The organism is Bradyrhizobium diazoefficiens (assembly GCF_016616885.1).
GTDB lineage: Bacteria > Pseudomonadota > Alphaproteobacteria > Rhizobiales > Xanthobacteraceae > Bradyrhizobium > Bradyrhizobium diazoefficiens_F.
The window spans coordinates 215836-231894 of record NZ_CP067102.1 but is presented as its reverse complement, the minus strand read 5'-3'; the positions used below and the strand labels follow the sequence as shown (position 1 = coordinate 231894).

Annotated in this window: 13 protein-coding genes; 4 read left to right on the top strand and 9 right to left on the bottom strand. The window is 65.0% G+C overall.

Going from position 1 to position 16059, the window contains the following annotated elements:
* Nucleotides 1-12 precede the first annotated feature (12 nt).
* Nucleotides 13-1428: an MFS transporter gene (locus JJC00_RS00970; RefSeq protein ID WP_200470930.1), complete on the bottom strand. Its 1416-nt coding sequence runs from the start codon at nt 1426-1428 to the stop codon at nt 13-15.
* A gap of 171 nt (nt 1429-1599) precedes the next feature.
* The gene (locus tag JJC00_RS00965; RefSeq protein ID WP_200470929.1) at nt 1600-2532 is read right to left on the bottom strand and encodes a LysR family transcriptional regulator; all 933 of its coding nucleotides are present in this window, start codon (nt 2530-2532) and stop codon (nt 1600-1602) included.
* A 105-nt stretch (nt 2533-2637) separates the two neighbouring features.
* On the opposite strand from JJC00_RS00965, the gene JJC00_RS00960 reads away from it, so the two are divergent.
* Both JJC00_RS00960 and JJC00_RS00955 read left to right on the top strand, forming a co-directional pair.
* Complete coding sequence (locus tag JJC00_RS00960; protein WP_200470928.1) at nt 2638-3813, top strand: CoA transferase; 1176 nt, start codon at nt 2638-2640, stop codon at nt 3811-3813.
* Nucleotides 3810-4757: a hydroxymethylglutaryl-CoA lyase gene (locus JJC00_RS00955; RefSeq protein WP_200470927.1), complete on the top strand. Its 948-nt coding sequence runs from the start codon at nt 3810-3812 to the stop codon at nt 4755-4757. The genes JJC00_RS00960 and JJC00_RS00955 overlap by 4 nt, the downstream gene beginning before the upstream one ends.
* Before the next feature lie 192 nt (nt 4758-4949).
* On the opposite strand, the gene nikR is transcribed toward JJC00_RS00955, so the two are convergent.
* Nucleotides 4950-5396 (bottom strand): nickel-responsive transcriptional regulator NikR, encoded by a 447-nt coding sequence (gene nikR, locus JJC00_RS00950; protein ID WP_200470926.1) that lies wholly within the window; start codon nt 5394-5396, stop codon nt 4950-4952.
* 56 nt (nt 5397-5452) lie between these two features.
* Nucleotides 5453-7915, bottom strand: coding sequence for a heavy metal translocating P-type ATPase (locus tag JJC00_RS00945; protein WP_200470925.1), 2463 nt, complete (start codon nt 7913-7915; stop codon nt 5453-5455).
* A gap of 50 nt (nt 7916-7965) precedes the next feature.
* On the opposite strand from JJC00_RS00945, the gene JJC00_RS00940 reads away from it, so the two are divergent.
* Complete coding sequence (locus JJC00_RS00940) at nt 7966-8241, top strand: metal-sensitive transcriptional regulator (protein WP_027535553.1); 276 nt, start codon at nt 7966-7968, stop codon at nt 8239-8241.
* Between the two features lie 111 nt (nt 8242-8352).
* Here the strand turns inward: JJC00_RS00940 and JJC00_RS00935 are convergent, their stop codons facing one another.
* Nucleotides 8353-9324, bottom strand: a complete 972-nt coding sequence (locus JJC00_RS00935) for a YiiX/YebB-like N1pC/P60 family cysteine hydrolase (RefSeq protein ID WP_200470924.1) — start codon at nt 9322-9324, stop codon at nt 8353-8355.
* A 187-nt stretch (nt 9325-9511) separates the two neighbouring features.
* Here JJC00_RS00935 and JJC00_RS00930 point away from each other — a divergent pair, with 187 nt between their 5' ends.
* Entirely contained in the window at nt 9512-10900 is a 1389-nt protein-coding gene (locus JJC00_RS00930; protein ID WP_200470923.1) for a flavin monoamine oxidase family protein, read from the top strand.
* 169 nt (nt 10901-11069) lie between these two features.
* Here JJC00_RS00930 and JJC00_RS00925 read toward each other — a convergent pair whose 3' ends face one another.
* From JJC00_RS00925 to pheS, 4 genes are all read right to left on the bottom strand, one after another.
* Nucleotides 11070-11840 carry a sulfite exporter TauE/SafE family protein gene (locus tag JJC00_RS00925; protein WP_200470922.1) on the bottom strand — a complete coding sequence of 257 codons (771 nt, stop codon included), beginning with the start codon at nt 11838-11840 and terminating at the stop codon, nt 11070-11072.
* 55 nt (nt 11841-11895) lie between these two features.
* Complete coding sequence (gene pheT / locus JJC00_RS00920) at nt 11896-14304, bottom strand: phenylalanine--tRNA ligase subunit beta (RefSeq protein ID WP_200470921.1); 2409 nt, start codon at nt 14302-14304, stop codon at nt 11896-11898.
* A complete protein-coding gene (locus JJC00_RS00915; RefSeq protein WP_200470920.1) occupies nt 14301-14747 on the bottom strand; it encodes an endonuclease domain-containing protein in 447 nt (148 codons plus the stop codon). The genes pheT and JJC00_RS00915 overlap by 4 nt, the downstream gene beginning before the upstream one ends.
* Before the next feature lie 221 nt (nt 14748-14968).
* The gene (pheS, locus tag JJC00_RS00910; protein WP_200470919.1) at nt 14969-16051 is read right to left on the bottom strand and encodes a phenylalanine--tRNA ligase subunit alpha; all 1083 of its coding nucleotides are present in this window, start codon (nt 16049-16051) and stop codon (nt 14969-14971) included.
* Nucleotides 16052-16059 lie beyond the last annotated feature (8 nt).

Here is a 16059-nt window from a genome sequence, read left to right as displayed (position 1 = left end):
GAGGGGCCTGGGTCACACCGTATCCAGCGCCTTGCCGCGCACGTTCGGGCCGAACAGCGCCATCGCGATCACCACGATCAGCATTGCCACGGTGATCAGGCCGAACACGCCGGTGACGCCGGCCTCCCTCAGCATGTAGGCGACGATGAATCCGGAGAACGTCGCGCTCAGCCGGCTCATGGAATAAACAAGGCCGGACGCCTGCGCGCGGATCTGGGTCGGGAACACCTCGGTCTGGTAGGCGTGATAGGCGTAGGACATCGTCGTGTTGCAGGCCGTCAGCAGCACGCCGCAGACGATCAGCAGGGGAGGCTCGGTCAATTGCGCGAACGCCATGCCGAACACGATGATGGCGATGCAGGCGCCGGCGATGATCCAGCGGCGCTCGAATTTGTCGGCGAAGCTTGCGGCCAGCAGCGGCGCGATCGGATAGGCGAAGGCGACGATGAAGGAATATTGCAGGCTCTTGGTGACGGTGATGCCCTTCTCCACCAGCAGCGTCGGTACCCAATTGGCAAAGCCGTAGAAGCCGAAGGCCTGGCAGAGATTGAACACCATGAACAGGACGACCAGCGAGAGATAGGGCGGGCGGAACAGATCGGCGAAGTTGATGCGGGCGGCTGTTTGCGCTGCTGGCCGCGCCAGCGAAGCTGAGGGGCCCGGCGCTGCACCTCCGCCTCGGGCTTCCAGCGTTGCAAGGATGCGGAACGCCTCTTCGGTGCGGCCATGACGTGCCAGCCAGAGCGGGCTTTCGGGCAGGAACAGCCTGAGCACCCAGATGATCATGCTGGCGGCGGCGCCGATCAGCACCACCCAGCGCCAGCCCTCGACGCCGTAAGGCGCGAGCGGCACTAGCCACCAAGCGAGGAAGGCGACGATCGGCACGGCGATGAACATGATCGACTGGTTCACCGCAAAGGCGCGTCCACGCATCCGGCTCGGCACGAGCTCGGTGATGTAGGCATCGATGGTGATGACCTCGACGCCGATGCCGATCCCGGCGAGGAAGCGCCAGAGCAACAGGCCTTCCGAAGAGGTCTGGCAGGCCATGATCACCGACGCCGCCGTGTAGCCGAGCAGGGCATAGGTGAAGATCGCGCGGCGGCCAAAACGGTCTGCGAGGAAGCCGAGAAAGAAGGTGCCGACGAACAGGCCGGCAAAGGTCGCGGCGACGAAGGCGCCGATGCCGGAGAAGCCGAAGAAGGCCGTTGTCGTCGTGGAGAGCAATCCGCTGCGGCTGAGACCCGGCGCGATGTAGCCGGTCAGGAACAGATCGTAGATCTCGAAACAGCCGCCGAGCGAGAGCAGGACGACGAGGCGCCAGACATAGCCCGTCGCCGGCATTGCCTCGAGCCGCCGCGAGATCTCGTCCGGTCCGGATGGTGCAGCGCCGAGCTCAAAGCCCGTGTCGATGCCGACAACGCTCATGATGGCCTCCCCGTGGCGCGCCGATCGCGCGCGGTTCCCGGCGGCTCATCTCGGTTGTTTGTCGCAAGCTCTGCCGGACCGCGCCATGTTGGCCGGTCGAAGCCAGAAATCCAGACGAACATATCGATCGGAGCGTTCGAGATTTTCGAACGAAGCTATCCGCGCGTGAGCTCACTCCACCAGCTCCGCCTGCCAGGCCCCAGCGCGCACCTGTTCCGCGATCAGCGCCAGCATCAACCGGCGCATCTCTTCCATCGCGTAAGTCATCGGGCGATTGCGCAGGCGGCAGAGATAGAGCGTGCGAGTGAGCTTCGGGGCGATCACTTCGCGCGCGACCAGGCGACCGGCGGCGAGCTCCTCCCGCGCGAACAGCTTTGTCGCGATGGTGCAGCCGAGCCCCTCCACCAGCGCACCGGTCATGCCCGTAATCGAATTGGCGTGCAGGATCGCGCTGCCTTCCAGCCGCTTGAGCAGGACCGGATCGTCCAGCAGCGCGCGCGAGGACAGGCCAAGGCCGTAACGCAGCAGGATCAGCGGCAGCCGGCTCAGCTCCTCGAAGCGGATCGGGGTTTTGCTCTTGCCGACCAGCTTTGGAATGCCGACCAGGAACATCTCCTCTTCCAGCACGGCTTCCGTGATCAGCTCCTTCTCCGACGGCGGATTGTAGACCAGCGCCAGATCGACATTGGAGATCATCAAATGCATCAGCGTCGCGCCGGACAGGCTCTCGGTCAGTGACAGCTTCAGCTTGGGATATTTGGTCAGCACCGTGCGCATCAGCTCCACGCCGATCGCCTTGACGCCGGAATGGGCCATGCCGATCGAGATCTCGCCGGCAATGACGCGGGCGCCTTCGCGCACCTCGGTCTCGGCTTCCGCCATCGCGCGCAGGATGATGCGGGCGTGCTCGTAGAGCCGCTCGCCGGCCGCGGTCGGGTCCATGCCACGCGACTTGCGCTCGAACAGCGGCGTTGCGAATTCGGCCTCCAGATTCGAGATATGATGGCTGAGCGCGGATTGGGCGACATTCACCTGGTCAGCCGCGCGCGACAGGTTCCGCTGCTCGTAGACGGCGATGAAATAGCGGAGCTGGCGTGAATCCATGGCGGTGAAGCGTTCTATAAGCGCGAAGGCAATCTTCGACAGATTATATTTTTAAGAAGGCTTGTGAAGGCCTAGTCTTCGAGCCGAACGGACAGGGAGTGACGGATGGCTGAGACCGGATTGCCGCTCGAAGGCGTGCGGGTCGTCGAGATGACCCACATGGTCATGGGCCCGACCTGCGGCATGATCCTCGCGCAACTCGGCGCCGAGGTGATCAAGGTCGAGCCGCCCGCCGGCGACAAGACGCGGAGCCTTGGCGGTATGGGCACGGCGTTTTTCCCGCTGTTCAACCGCGGCAAGCGCAGTGTCGTGCTGGACTTCGAGAAGGTCGAGGACCGCGACACCATGCACCGGCTGCTGGAAACGGCCGATGTGTTCCTCGAAAACTTTCGCGACGGCCAGCTCGAGAAGCAGGGGCTAGGTGCCGACGAATTGCGGCGTCTTCATCCGCATCTGATTATCGCCGGCCACAAGGGCTTTCTGTCCGGCCCCTATGAGCATCGTCCCGCACTTGACGAGGTCGTGCAGATGATGTCGGGGCTGGCCACCATGACCGGCACCAAGGAGAAGCCGCAGCGCGTCGGCTCCTCCGCCAACGACATCATGGGCGGCATGTTCGGCGTGATCGCGATCCTCGCTGCGCTCTATCAGAAGCGCGGGGGCAAGCGCGACGGCGCCGACATTCGTATCGGCCTGTTCGAGAACTGCCTGTTCCTGGTCGCGCAGCACATGGTCGAATACGAGATGACCGGCAACAAGCCGCGCTCGATGCCGGAGCGCGAGCATGCCTGGCCGATCTACGATATTTTCGATGCCGCCGGCGACGGCCGCATCTTCATCGGCGTGGTGACCGAAGGCCACTGGCAGGCGTTCTGCCGCGAGTTCGGCCTGGCCGAGTTTCTCGACGACCCGAGTTTGCGCACCACGACCGATCGCATCCTGGCGCGGCCGCGGATCCTGCCGCGTGTGGCCGAGATCATCCGGCAACGGAACGTCGTGGACCTGTCGCAAAAGCTCGACGCGCTCAACATCTGCTTTTCGCCGATCAACCGGCCTGAGGATCTCCTGACCGACCCGCACGTGCTGCGGCCGGGCGGGCTCGTGACCAACACCGCCGCCGACGGCAAACCGTTTCATGTGCCGACGCTGCCGCTCGAATGGAACGGCAGCCACTTTGGTGAAGGCCTGAAGGTCGCGCCGCTCGGCGCCGATACGCAGGCCCTCCGCGCCGAGATCGATAACAACGACGTCACGTCAAAAGCCGCTGGGAGGCGCGCATGAGCCGGATCGAGACCATCTACCCCGCTGACCGCGTCAGCCTGCGCGAGGTCGGCTTGCGCGACGGGCTGCAGCTCGTGGAGAAGTTTCCATCAACCGAGGCCAAGCAGCACTGGGTGCGCGAGGAATATGCCGCCGGCGTCAGGCATTTCGAGGTCGGCTCGTTCCTGCCGGCAAAGACCTTTCCGCAATTCGTCGATGTCCGCGATGTCATCGCAGCGGTGGCGAGCCTGCGTGGGGCCCATGGCATCGCGCTTGCGCTCAACGAGCGCGGGGTGAACGATGCGCTGGAATCCGGCGTCGGTGAGATCGCCTCGGTGGTTTCGGCCACGGAGGAGCACAGCCAGGCCAATGCACATCGCTCGCGCGACTCCGCGATTGCCAATGTGAAACGCCTCTGCGAGATGCGCGATGCCAGCGCGCACAAGCCGCTGGTGAACGCCGCGATCTCGATGGCGCTGGGCTGCTCGATCACCGGCGCGGTCGATCCAAAGGAGGTGCTGCGGCTCGTCGACAAATGCCTGGAGGCCGGCGTCGATTTCGTCGCGATCGCCGACACTGTTGGTTACGCCGGGCCGAAGCAGGTCGGTGAACTGTTGCGCGCCGCGGTGAAGCTCGCTGGGCAAAAGCCGATCTGCATCCATCTCCACGACACCCGCGGCATGGGCATCGCCAACGCCGCCACCGCGCTCGACGAAGGCGTCCGCATCCTCGACGGCTCGCTCGGTGGCCTCGGCGGCTGCCCCTTCGCGCCCGGCGCGACCGGCAATGTCGTGTTTGAGGACCTCGTGTTCCTGTGCGAGAGCAAAGGTTTTGCGACGGGCATCGATCTCGACAGGCTGATCGCGGTGCGCAAGATTTTGCGCGAGGAAATGCCGAACGAGCAGCTCTACGGCGGTTTGGCGCGGGCGGGATCGCCGGGCGGGAGCGCTGCGAAGGCGGCGTAGGTGCTGCTGTCCCTTCTCCCCTTGCGGGAGAAGGTGGCGCGAAGCGCCGGATGAGGGGTTCTATCCGCGAGCTCCAAGAGGAGTAGTCGCGGAGACAGACCCCTCACCTGTCTCGCCGCTGCGCGGCGATCCACCCTCTCCCGCAAGGGGACCCGCAAGGGGAGAGGGCTTTGCACCGTCTATGTGGCAAAGCTACTCCTGCCGATGCCCGTGCTTCCGCACCTTGGCCGGCTTCCCTTCCCCCGTCGGGATCATCACCACACGCCCATAGCGCACGCCACGCTCTGCGATGATGTGATCTGCAAATTGCCTGACCTCGGCGGCATCGCCGCGCAGCGCTGTCATCTCCATACAATTGTTGTCGTCGAGATGGACATGCAGGGTCGCGAGCGCGAGGTCGTGATGGCCGTGGAATTCCTGCACCAGGCGCTTTGAAAGATCGCGCGCGGCGTGGTCGTAGACATAGACGAGGCCGGCGACGCAAGCGCCGGTTTGCGCGCCGTCCTCGGTGCTCTGTTGCAGGCCGGCCCGCGCGAGATCGCGGATGATCTCGCTGCGGTTCTGGTAGCCGCGCGCTTCGGCCGCGGCATCGATCTCCGCCAAAAGATCGTCCTCGATCGTGATGGTAATCCGCTGCATCAGGTCCTCTCCGCGACACCGCCGAATGGACCTGTTCTACACCGATTCCGTCACCATCACAGCCGAGCCGCCCGCAGCCGCAGCGCGTTGCCGACCACGCTCACCGACGACAGCGCCATCGCCGCCGCGGCGATGATCGGCGACAGCAGCAGGCCGAAGGCCGGATAGAGGATGCCGGCGGCGATCGGAATGCCGGCGGCGTTATAGATGAAGGCGAAGAACAGGTTTTGGCGGATGTTGCTCATCGTCGCCTGCGACAGTTTTCGTGCACGCACGATGCCGGTGAGATCGCCCTTGAGCAGGGTGATGCCCGCGCTTTCCATCGCCACATCCGTCCCGGTGCCCATGGCGATGCCGACCTCGGCCGCCGCCAGCGCCGGCGCGTCGTTGACGCCGTCGCCGGCCATCGCGACGCTGCGGCCGGCCTTTTGCAGCTTTGTCACCACCGCGCTCTTCTGGTCCGGCAGCACCTCGGCTTCGACGTCGGCGATGCCGAGCCGGCGCGCGACTGCTTCGGCCGTGGTGCGGTTGTCGCCGGTCAGCATGATGACCTTGATGCCTTCGGCGGCGAGCGCCTTCAGCGCCTCGGGCGTCGAAGCCTTGACCGGATCGGCGATGGCGAACAGCCCGGCGAGCTTGCCGTCGATCGCCATGTTGATCACGGTCGCGCCGTCGCCACGCAGGCGCTCAGCCTCGGCGTCAAGCGCGTTGGTGTCGATTCCGATCGATGCGAGATACTTTGCGTTGCCGAGAACGATGGTCTTGCCATCGACCTTGCCGGTCGCGCCCTTCCCTGTCGGCGAATCGAATTGCTCGACCTGGCCGAGCGTCAGCTGTTTCTCCTTCGCCGCGCGCATGATGGCGTCGGCGAGCGGATGCTCGCTGGCGCGTTCGACGCTGGCCGCGAGCCGAAGGATGTCATCCTCGGCAAAGCCGGACGCCACCACGATCGCGACCACTTTTGGCTTGCCCTCGGTCAGCGTGCCGGTCTTGTCGACCACCAGCGTGTCGATCTTCTCCATCCGCTCCAGCGCCTCGGCGTTCTTGATCAGGACGCCGGCGTGCGCGCCACGGCCGACGCCGACCATGATCGACATCGGCGTCGCCAGGCCCAGCGCGCAGGGGCAGGCGATGATCAGCACGCTGACGGCGGCGACAAGGCCGAAGGCCAGCCGCGGCTCCGGGCCGAACCAGGCCCACGCAGCGAAGGCTGCGATGGCGACGGCGATGACGGTCGGCACGAACCAGCCCGCGACCTGATCAGCCAGCCGCTGGATTGGCGCGCGCGAGCGCTGCGCGTCCGCGACCATCTGCACGATCTGCGACAGCAGCGTCTCGCGGCCGACCTTGTCGGCGCGCATGATGAAGCTGCCGGACTGGTTCAGTGTGCCGGCAATCACCTTGGCGTCAACCTCCTTGGTGACAGGCATGGATTCGCCGGTCACAAGCGATTCATCGAGCGAGGAGCGGCCTTCGAGAATGACGCCGTCGACCGGCACTTTTTCGCCGGGGCGGACGCGCAAGGAATCGCCGGCGTGCAGCGAGTCGATCTCGACCTCATGCTCATTGCCATCAGGCTCGACGCGGCGCGCGGTCTTTGGCGCGAGCTGGAGCAGTGCCTTGATCGCGCCCGACGTGGCATCGCGGGCGCGCAGCTCCAGCACCTGGCCGAGCAAAACCAAGACGGTGATGACGGCAGCCGCTTCGAAATAGACGGCGACCGCGCCTTCATGGCCGCGGAACGTGTCGGGGAAAATCTGCGGCGCGATGGTGCCGATCAGGCTGTAGACATAGGCTACTCCCGTGCCCATCGCGATCAGCGTGAACATGTTGAGGTTCCGCGTCAGCAGCGACCGCCAGCCGCGGACGAAGAACGGCCAGCCGGCCCAGATCACCACGGGCGTGGCGAAGACGAGCTGGATCCAGTTCGACAGCGTCGGGTCGACCCAGTTGTGGGACCCTGCGAGATGGCCGCCCATCTCCAGCACCACAGGCGGCAGCGCCAGCGCGCCGCCGATCCAGAACCGCCGCGTCATGTCGGCGAGTTCCGGGTTGGGCCCGGTCTCGAGGCTCGCGAGCTCCGGCTCCAGCGCCATGCCGCAGATCGGGCAGCTGCCGGGTCCGACCTGGCGGATCTCCGGATGCATCGGGCAAGTGTAGATCGTGCCCGCCGGCATCTCCGGCTCGGGCGCCTTGTCCCTGGCGAGATATTTTGTGGGATCGGCGGCGAATTTGGTGCGGCAGCCGGTCGAGCAGAAATGGAAGGTCTCGCCGTGATGCTCAAAGCGGTGCTTCGAGGTCGCGGGATCAATCGTCATGCCACAGACGGGATCGAGGACCTTTGTCGCGGCTGCGCCGAGGTCATGAGCATGATGATGCGCGTGACCGGCATGATCGCCATGGCCGCCGCAGCAGGACGAGGCCTCGGACTTGGGAGCGGGCGGCGCGGTCTTCGCGGAGCAGCCACATCCGGAATTCGTGTCCCCGTCGTGATGATGCTTGTGGTTCGCGTCGTTCATTCCAGCACTCCGGCCTTGTAACCTATACCCGGTAGGGGTATATAGGCTTCATGCGGAAGGACATCAAGGCATCCGTCGGAAAACGTCTCGGCCGGATCGAGGGCCAGGTTCGCGGCCTGTCGAAAATGGTCGAGGAGGACCGCTACTGCATCGACATCGTCACGCAGATCTCGGCGGTGCGCGCCGCGCTGCGTCGGGTCGAGGAAGAGGTCTTGAAGGACCACGTCGCCCATTGCGTCGAGCATGCCATTGCGAGCGGCGACAAGTCGGATCAACGCGAGAAGATTGCTGAGTTGATGGCGGTGATTGGACGGGCAGAGCGGTAGGCTCTTCCCGTCGTTGCGAGCGCAGCGAAGCAATCCAGAATCCCACCGCGGTGGCAGTCTGGATTGCTTCGTCGCTTCGCTCCTCGCACTGACGGTGGAGGGAGCGATGCATTACGCCGCCATCTCCCGCGCGTGCCCTTGCGCGCGATACCTCGCGAGCTCTTTCAGCATCACAAAGTGCTCGGAGAAGGTAGCACCCATCTCGGCGGACTGCGCGCTCACTTGCTCAGCCGAAACCTCACCCGGCGCCTCTTCGTCAATCGCTTCAGGAACGATCGGCGGCGCACTGATCGTTTCTGGAAACACACCGAATGAGCCCGCTACCTCCTCGAGCGGCTTTTGCTTGTCGGCCCAGTGCAAGGCTGTGTAGTCGAAGCCGTGCACGATGGTGGGTTTGACCACTTCGAAATAGGGCGAGATATCGAAGTCGCGGGGCATGTAGAGCGAGGAATCGCGGATGTGCAGGATCTCGCGGCGGGCGGCGCGGCTGCCGGCCTTGGTGATTTTCGGCAGGATCGGATAGCGCACGGCGTCGAAGGCCTGCGCGATCAGCGCCGAGCAGATGATCTTGGTCGGATCGCCCGACCCGATCGCAATCATGCGCCGCCGCCATCGCTGCGGTATCGGCAGCGGAAACAGGAAGCGCATCAGATCGATGATGTTCTTGGTGTCGTATCCGAAGCCGATCCGGTTGATCGCATAGCGGCAGACCGTGGTGCGGTCTTCATGGGACAGCCCGACCGGACGGCAGAGGCGGGTGTGGTAGGGGAAATATTTCGACAGCGGCGCGGATGTGACGCCCTCGCCGATATTCGCCTCGATCAGCACATGCGGCTCGCCGTTAGGCTCTGTCGCGCCCTCGATGGGACCGACATAGAGCGCGGCATGCGACCAGGTCGACTGCGTCAGATATTTGATGATGCCGGAGATGCGGTTGTTGCCTTCGACCAGCATCACGTCGCCGGGCTGGATGACGCCGCGCAGGTGCTCGGGGTCGCTCGGCGTGAAGGGCTCGTAGCCCGGCACCTCCTTCGAGAGGTACGCGGCAATCACCTTGCCAACTGAATCTAGGACCGTCCCCATGAACTCTCCCCGGGCCTTTCTGGCCGTCTTTTTTCCATCTGTATCATGGTCCAAACCTGTTGCAATTCGGTTCATGGCTTTGTGAGCTCAAGCACGATTGATTCACCATGATGGTTGCTGCGCAACATCAGATGCGGCAAAGTTCGCCTGGTGTTCCCGTTCGCCGCAAGTTTCCGGAAACCATGACATGACAATCACGCGCCGCAGCTTCCTATCGGCGTCGGCAGCCTTTGCCGCGATGCCGGTCCTGGGCGCCACCGGCGCGCCCTTGCCGCGCGAAGCTGACATTGTCGTGATCGGTGCGGGAGCGGCCGGTATCGCTGCAGCGCGGCGTGTCCTGGCGGCCAATCGCAGGGTCGTGGTGGTGGAGGCGGCGTCGCAAATCGGCGGGCGCTGCATCACCGACGGCACAACCTTCGACGTGCCGTTCGATCGTGGCGCGCGCTGGATGCACAATCCCGACACCAACCCGATGATCCGGCTTGTGCGCAGTGCCGGGCTCGATGTTTCGCCTGCACCGTCGGGCCAGAAGATGCGCATCGGCCGCCGCAACGCGCGCGCCGGCGAGACCGAGGAGTATCTCGCGGCGCTGGTGCGCGCCAATCGTTCCATCGACGAGGCCGCGCGCGGCAAGCTCGATTCCTCATGCGCGTCGGTCCTGCCAAAAGATCTCGGCGACTGGGCGGGCGCGGCCGAATTCGTGCTCGGTGCGAGTTTTGCCGGCAAGGATCTCAAAGAGCTGTCGGCGATCGACAAGGCGCGTGCGCAGGATCGCAATGCGCCGATCGCCTGCCGCCAGGGTCTGGGCACGCTGATCGCCAAGCTTGGCGAGCAGGCACCGGTCGTACTCTCGGCGCCGGCCAGCCGGATCGTCTGGAGCAATCGCGACGTCAGCGTGGAGACGCAGGGTGGGAAGATCGCCGCGCGCGCCGCCATCATCACGGTCTCGACCAATGTGCTCACGAGCGGGGCGATCAAGTTCGCGCCCGATATCCCCAAGCGCACGCTCGACGCGGCGTCAAAGCTCACGCTTGGCAGCTACGATCACATCGTGCTGCAACTGCCGGGAAATCCGCTCGGGCTTTCACGCGACGACATCCTGATCGAACAGAGCAACTCGACGCGCACCGCGCTGATGTTTGCCAATATCGGTGGCTCGTCGCTGTGCTCGATCGACGTCTGCGGCTCGTTCGGCCGCGATCTCTCGGGGCAGGGCGAGAAGGCGATGGCGGCCTTCGCGAAAGAATGGATATCGAAATTGTTCGGCAGCGAGGCGGCGGCCAATGTGCAAAAGACCGCTGCGACGCGCTGGAACGCCTCGCCTTATGTCATGGGCGCGATGTCGGCGGCCTCGCCAGGCGGGCAGCTCTCGCGAAAAGTCTTGACCGAGCCGGTCGGCAACATGTTCCTCGCCGGCGAAGCCACGCACGAGACGCTTTGGGGCACGGTCGATGGCGCCTGGGAAAGCGGCGAGCGCGCCGCGGACGCCGCGCTCCGCAAGATCGGAGCGCTTAAGGATGAGCCGGCCGAGGTGCCGACGCAATCGACTAAGAAGCGCCGCGCGCCGCGGCAGTGAGGCAACTAAGTCTTCTCGTCGTCCTGGACAAGCGCAGCGAAGCGGAGCGTAGATCCAGGACCCATTACCCCAGGAAGTAGTCTGGCGACGATTCGTGGTTGTAGCCTCGCGCTACAATAGCTGACCGGGGTAATGGGTCCTGGCTTTCGCCAGGACGACTCGGGACGGTTCAGCGTAACACTCCGTCCAGCACCGGCAGCCCCGCGATCACCGCCATCGCGATCAGCGCGTAGCAGATGCCGCGGAATATCGTTTCGCTGGCGCGGCCGAACAGCGATACGCCGAAAGCGACCCCGATCGCATAGACCGGGCCGACGATCAGCGACAGCAAGAGCGATTCGCGGGAAATCAATCCGGTGGTGGCATAGCTGACCATCGAGAAGCAGTCCGACGCGCCGAAAAACAAGACGATGTTGGCGCGCGCCACGATCGGGGCGATGGGGCGGCCAAGCCAGTAGCCGACGATCGGCGGCCCGCCGGTCTGCGCCAGACCGCTGCAGAAGCCGGAGAGGCCGCCGATGCCGACCGAGAGCCAGGCATGGTCCTTGCCGCGATAACGCCAGCCCGACAGCAGCAACAGAAGCAGCGCGGTTACGAAGCAGGAGATGATCCAGCGCGTGGTGACGGGCTCGAGCACGCTCAAAAAATAAGTGCCGACGGGCACCCCGACCAGCGCGCCCAGCACGATCACGGCGGTGGCCTTGCGGTCCGCCTTCCGCCACGCGTCAGGCAAAAGCGGCGCGGCCGCGACGAAATCGATGACGAGGAGCAGTGCCGCAACCAGCCGCGGCGCCGCGACGCTGCTCGCCAACGGCATGAAGATCAGCGCTGAGCCAAAGCCGGAAAAGCCGCGCGCGGTCCCCGAAACGAAAGCGATGGCGCAAAGCGCCATCGCAATTGTGAGACTGACGTCCTTCGGAAGGAAATCCGCGAAGGTCATGCTTGATGATTCTGGAGCATGATGCTGTCCGAAAACCGCTTCACGCTTTTCGGCATCATGCTCTCAACGTGCCGCCGGTCTTCTTCGTGACCTCCGCCACGATCTTTGCAGCGACGGCCTCGATCTCCTGATCGGTCAGCGTCTTCTCGCGCGGCTGGATCGTCACCGCGATGCCGATCGACTTCCTGCCGTCGTCGATGCCCTTGCCTTCATAGACGTCGAAGACGTTGACACCGGTGATCAGCTTCTTGTCGACGCTTACCGCCGCGCGCACGATGTCGCCGGCCTTCACGGTGCGATCGACGATGAAGGCGAAGTCGCGCGACACCGGCTGGAATGCCGACAGCTCAATGAGCGGCTTGGCACGGGTCGGCTTCTTCTTGGCCTCCGGAATCCGGTCGAGAATCACCTCGAACACAACAAGCGGGCCGTCGGCGCCGAGCGCCTCCAGCGCGCGCGGATGCATCTCGCCGAAATGGCCGAGCACGTTCTGCGGTCCGATCTGGATCGTGCCGGAGCGGCCTGGATGCAGCCAGGCGGGACCGCCGGCGACGATCTGGAGCGCCTGCATCGGCGCGCCGGCGGCGGCCAGCACCGCGAGCGCATCGGCCTTGGCGTCGAAGACATTGGCCTGCGCCGAGGCCGACCAGTGCCGTCCCAATCCGTCCGACGACGCAAGGCCGCGGCGCACGCCGCTCGCGGCCATGAACTGATCCTGCGGGCGATCGCCCCTGAACACCTGACCGACCTCGAACAGCACGACGTCGCCAAAACCGCGATCGGCGTTGGCCTGTGCGGCTGCGACCAGGCCCGGCAACAGGCTCGGCCGCATGTCGGAAAGATCAGCGGCGATCGGATTGGCGACCTCGAGCTCACGCCGGCCACCGCCGAACAATTGTGCCGCAGGTTTTGTGATGAACGACCACGTCACCGCCTCGACCATGCCGCGGCTCGCGAGCGAGCGCCGCGCGCGGCGGCTGCGAAGCTGCAGCGGCGTCAGCACGGCCTTGCGCGCGTCCTCGCCGCGCTCGAACGGCGTCATCGGCACCTTGTCGACGCCGTAGATGCGGACGACCTCCTCGACGATGTCGGCCTTGCCGTGCACGTCGGAGCGCCACGACGGCACCGCGACCTTCACCACAGGGCCGGGCCCCGCCATCATGAAGCCGAGACGGGTCAGGATGAGCTTCATCTCGACCTGCGGCACCTCGATGCCGGAGAGACGCTTGACCTCGGTGAGTGGGAAATCGATCACGCGATCGTCGCCGAACGTTTTGCCCACGACGACGTTCTCGGACGGCGTACCGCCGCACAGCTCCATCACCAGCTTGGTGGCGAGCTCCAGCCCGGGCACCATGAAGGCCGGATCGACGCCGCGTTCGAAGCGGTAGCGCGCATCCGAATTGATGCCGAGCTTGCGGCCGGTCTGGGCGATGTTGATCTCGTTCCACAGCGCCGATTCGATCAGCACGTCGGTGGTGTTCTCGTCGCAGCCCGAGGCTTCGCCGCCCATGATGCCGGCGAGCGATTCGACGCCGTGCTGGTCCGCGATCACGCAGATCGAGGGATCGAGATTGTAGGCGCGGCCGTCGAGCGCGAGTAGCGCCTCGCCGTCGCGGGCGCGGCGCACCACGAGATTGCCCACCACCTTCTTGGCGTCGAACACGTGCAGCGGACGCGCGCGGTCGTAGGTCATGAAGTTGGTGATGTCGACCAGCGCGTTGATCGGACGCAGCCCGATCGCGGTCAGCCGCTTTTGCAGCCATTCCGGCGACGGGCCGTTCTTCACGCCGCGCACGAGGCGCAGCGCAAAACCAGGACACAGCGCAGCGTCCTCGACCGTGACCTTCACGGGACACGGGAATTCGCCCTTGATCGGCTTGATCGAGGGGTCTTTGAACTTGCCCATGTCGGCGGCGGCGAGGTCGCGCGCGATGCCGTGCACGCCGGTGCAATCCTGCCGGTTCGGCGTCAGGTTGATCTCGATCACGGGATCGCCAAGCGCGGCCCATTCGGCATAACCGGCGCCAACAGGTGCGTCCCCCGGCAATTCCATGATGCCGTCATGGTCGTTGGAGATCTGAAGCTCGGCCGCCGAGCATAGCATGCCGCGGCTCTCGACGCCGCGGATGGTGCCGACACCGAGCGTGATGTCCTTGCCGGGAATGTAGGTGCCGGGCGGCGAGAACACGCTCACGAGCCCTGCGCGCGCATTCGGCGCGCCGCACACGACCTGCACCGGCGCGCCACCGTCACCGGTGTCGACCATGCAGACGCGCAGGCGATCCGCGTTCGGATGCTGCTCGGCCGAAATCACCTTCGCGATGGTGAAAGGCTTGAGCGCCTTCGCCTTGTCCTCGATGTTCTCAACCTCGAGCCCAATCATGGTGAGCTTGTCGGCAAGCTTTTCCAACGGCTCGTCGGTCTCGAGATGATCCTTCAGCCAGGAGAGGGTGAATTTCATGGCTGCTTTTTCTCCACGGAGACGGTCTGCTCCCTCTCCCGCTTGCGGGGGAGGGCTGGGGTGGGGGCTCTCTCCGCGACGGCAGTCGCGATTGTTTCGAGAACACCGCCACGATTGGTCATGACATCGCGATTGCTGAAGCGGAGCACCTTGAAGCCCTTTGCTTCGATTGCAGCAGAGCGACGCGCATCGGCGCGCTCGCCTTCGTCCGAGAAGTGTTGGCCGCCATCGAGTTCGATGACGAGCTTGGCCGCATGGCAGATGAAATCGGCGACGTAGCGCTCGATCGGCACTTGGCGGCGGAAAACCATGCCGCTCAATTGGCCTGCGCGGAGCTCCGACCAGAGGATACGCTCGGCGTCGGTTGAGTTGCGCCTCAGCGCGCGCGCATTGGCTCGTAGCTTAGCCGGCACTTTCCAGTCTGGATGCTTGGGATCGACCATCGGCAGCCCCATTGCGGAGGAACCCTCACCCCAACCCTCCCCCGCAGGCGGGGGAGGGAGTCCGACCTGTCGGGCGGCTAGAGAATAGGTGCCCATGACATCAACGCCATGCAGTCGCTCCATCCATTCCCTCCCCCGCTTGCGGGGGAGGGTCAGGGAGAGGGTTCTCTCCACGAAGGGAACAGAGAGAGCTTTCGCAAGCCCTTCATTGAGAGCGAGCATCACGAGCTCAGCCCTCCCGCGAGTGTCGGCACTTCGAGCGGCTTGAAGCCGTAATGGTTGAGCCAGCGGACGTCGCTGTCGAACAGCTGGCGCAGATCGGCGATGCCGTATTTCAGCATGGCGATGCGGTCGATGCCCATGCCCCAGGCAAAGCCCTGGTACTCGTCGGGATCGATGCCGCAGGCGCGCAGCACGTTCGGGTGCACCATGCCGCAGCCGAGAATCTCCATCCAATCCTCGCCCTCGCCGAAGCGGATCTCGTTCTTGTCGCGGCGGCACTGCAAGTCGACTTCCAGCGACGGCTCGGTGAACGGGAAGAACGAGGGACGGAAACGCATGTTGATGTGGTCGACCTCGAAGAACGCCTTGCAGAACTCGTGCAGGATCCATTTGAGGTGGCCGAGATGCGAATGCTTGTCGATGACGAGCCCTTCGACCTGGTGGAATTGCGGCGTGTGGGTCGCGTCCGAATCGATGCGGTAGGTGCGGCCCGGGCAGATCACGCGGATCGGCGGCTTCTGGCTCAGCATGGTGCGCACCTGCACCGGCGAGGTGTGGGTTCGCAGCAGCATGCGCGAGCCGTCCTCCTTCGGATGGAAGAAGAACGTGTCGTGCATCTCGCGCGCCGGATGGCCTTCCGGGAAGTTGAGCTTGGTGAAGTTGTAGTCGTCGGTCTCGATGTCGGGGCCTTCGGCGACCGAGAATCCCATGTCGGCGAAGATCGTGGTCAGCTCGTCCCACACCTGGCTCAGCGGATGGATACGGCCGGCCTCCGCCTGCGCATCGCGCAGCGGCAAGGTGACGTCGATGGTCTCGGACGCCAGCCGCGCATCGAGCGCTGCGGACTTCAGCAGATCGCGACGTGCGGCGAGCGCCTCGGCGACCTTGTCCTTGGCCTGGTTGATCGCCGCGCCTTGCGACTTGCGCTCGTCGGGCGACATCTTGCCGAGCGTGGCAAGCAGCGCCGAGATCGAGCCCTTCTTGCCGAGGGCCGCGACGCGCACCGCTTCGAGCGCGGCTTCATCGCCGGCGGCGGCGATCTGGTCGAGGATCGATGTTTCGAGCGTTGCGAGGTCGGACACAGTCAAAT

Coding starts and splice junctions, on each gene's coding strand:
- JJC00_RS00945 (WP_200470925.1), bottom strand. CDS start 7,915: ATGAACGACGCGAACCACAAGCATCATCACGACGGGGACACGAATTCC.
- nikR (WP_200470926.1), bottom strand. CDS start 5,396: ATGCAGCGGATTACCATCACGATCGAGGACGATCTTTTGGCGGAGATC.
- JJC00_RS00960 (WP_200470928.1), top strand. CDS start 2,638: ATGGCTGAGACCGGATTGCCGCTCGAAGGCGTGCGGGTCGTCGAGATG.
- JJC00_RS00925 (WP_200470922.1), bottom strand. CDS start 11,840: ATGACCTTCGCGGATTTCCTTCCGAAGGACGTCAGTCTCACAATTGCG.
- JJC00_RS00955 (WP_200470927.1), top strand. CDS start 3,810: ATGAGCCGGATCGAGACCATCTACCCCGCTGACCGCGTCAGCCTGCGC.
- JJC00_RS00940 (WP_027535553.1), top strand. CDS start 7,966: ATGCGGAAGGACATCAAGGCATCCGTCGGAAAACGTCTCGGCCGGATC.
- JJC00_RS00915 (WP_200470920.1), bottom strand. CDS start 14,747: ATGGTCGATCCCAAGCATCCAGACTGGAAAGTGCCGGCTAAGCTACGA.
- JJC00_RS00930 (WP_200470923.1), top strand. CDS start 9,512: ATGACAATCACGCGCCGCAGCTTCCTATCGGCGTCGGCAGCCTTTGCC.
- JJC00_RS00970 (WP_200470930.1), bottom strand. CDS start 1,428: ATGAGCGTTGTCGGCATCGACACGGGCTTTGAGCTCGGCGCTGCACCA.
- JJC00_RS00965 (WP_200470929.1), bottom strand. CDS start 2,532: ATGGATTCACGCCAGCTCCGCTATTTCATCGCCGTCTACGAGCAGCGG.
- pheT (WP_200470921.1), bottom strand. CDS start 14,304: ATGAAATTCACCCTCTCCTGGCTGAAGGATCATCTCGAGACCGACGAG.
- JJC00_RS00935 (WP_200470924.1), bottom strand. CDS start 9,324: ATGGGGACGGTCCTAGATTCAGTTGGCAAGGTGATTGCCGCGTACCTC.